1 protein-coding gene is annotated in these 1,742 nt (G+C 54.4%); it reads left to right on the top strand.

The features are described 5' to 3' along the window. The first annotated feature begins 127 nt into the window (after positions 1-127). Positions 128-1,732, top strand: coding sequence for a DUF6399 domain-containing protein (locus tag E1H13_RS26435; RefSeq protein WP_169617942.1), 1,605 nt, complete (start codon positions 128-130; stop codon positions 1,730-1,732). The last annotated feature ends 10 nt before the right edge of the window (positions 1,733-1,742 follow it).

Consider the following 1,742-nt stretch of genomic DNA (forward strand, 5'->3'; position numbering starts at 1 on the left):
GGAGCACTCCACAAGGCGGGACGTTAAGGGGTTAATTGTCGTGTATCAATAGATACTTGTAAAGAAAAGCTCTGCGGCAAAGCCCAGAGCCCTGTATCGTACCCTTGCAACTTACAGTCAGGGAACGATGAGTCCAACTATACGCGAACGTGGGAAAAAAGTTTTCCAGGCCATCCAAGAGAACCCAGCCCAAGGGATACAGGCGATTGCCTCGGCGATAGGGATATCGAAAAGCAGTGTCCACCGTCATCAACAGGCCATTGAGCGCCGCAACCAGTACCCCGAGTCAGCATGGTGGGAAACCGAAGCAGGTAGTGCCTGGCTAAAGCGTTTGGTGGTCGGCAGCATATTCTTCTTTGGCATCAAACATGGCATTGGTGTGGGAGAGTTATCTCAGTTTTTGAAAGCGCTGCGCTTAGGCCGTCATGTCGGGTGCTCTCCGAGTGCATTGGCCCAGATGAAACAGCAGATCAAGGCGACCCTAGAAGCCTACGAAGTGGCCCAAGGGGATCATTGTCAACCCCATGAGGGACAAGGGATTTGCGTCGGTGGAGATGAAGTATTCTTTGGCTTGCCAGTCCTGGTCTTAGCGGAGCTCACCAGTGGTTATTTGTTCACGGAGGTGCAATGCGAGGACCGTAGCTACGAGACCTGGAAGGCGCAGATTCAGCACTGGTGGAGCCAAGCCGGATGGCAGTGCCATTTTATGGTCAGTGACCGAGCCAAAGCCCTGATTAAGTTAGCCACCGATGGGCTCGGTTGTGTGAGTGTCGCTGACTTGTTCCATGCCCTGCGGTCCTTAGGCCAACCCATTGGCAGCGCTATCGGTCGTCAGCAGGCGCGCTTAGCCAAACAGCTCAAGACCTTAACCGCGCAACGGGACGCCACCACCCGTGACGCCAGGCGGCTTGAGTTAGAGCAAGCCTTGGCCGACCTATCGACTCAACAAGACACCTTAGGCCAAGACCAACAGCGCTACCATCAGGCGATGGCAGCCATTACCCTGAACCTGCATCCGTTTAATCTCGAGACTCAAGAACCCCAGACCTTTAGCGATATCACGATAGCGCTCCAGAGCGCCTTAGCGCCGCTTCGTGACTTGGGGCAAACCTATGGTGGCCAGAAAGCCGCTCAAGCCATTGATGGCTTTGAAAAGCAGCTCCCAGATATGGTTCGAGGGCTACATGCCTGGTGGCAATGGGCCACTCAATCCCTGGCCGCTCAAACCCCGTCCATTGATGTTCAAAATTGGGTGCTGGGTAGCCTATTGCCCTGGGTCTACTGGCTACAGCAAACCGATAAAACGCATCAACGTGAGTTGAAAGCACGGTACCAACAAGCCGCTAACGAGGCCGCTAACCAACTGGTGGCTCACGCCCTGACCCTGTCGATGTCGGCGGATGAACGCCAAACCTGGATTGAATGGGCTCGTTGGATGGCCAATAATTACCAGCGCACCTCCTCAGCTGTCGAAGGGCGTAACGGTTATCTCACCCGTCTCCATCATGCTGGACGAGGGTTCTCTCCCCAGACCTTGAAGGTGCTCACCATCATTCACAATTTTCATCTCAAGCGGCCGGATGGGACGACGGCCGCTCAGCGCTTATTTAGCTATGAATTCCCTGATCTATTTGAGTGGGTTGTCGACCACATGGGTGATCTTCCCCTTGCCCGTCAGTCACTAAAAGCACAAACCCTCAGTCCCTTTCACTTAGAGGGTTTCCCGGCTTAAATCACACCCC

The sequence above is a fragment of the Nodosilinea sp. P-1105 genome (assembly GCF_012911975.1).
Taxonomy (GTDB): domain Bacteria; phylum Cyanobacteriota; class Cyanobacteriia; order Phormidesmidales; family Phormidesmidaceae; genus Nodosilinea.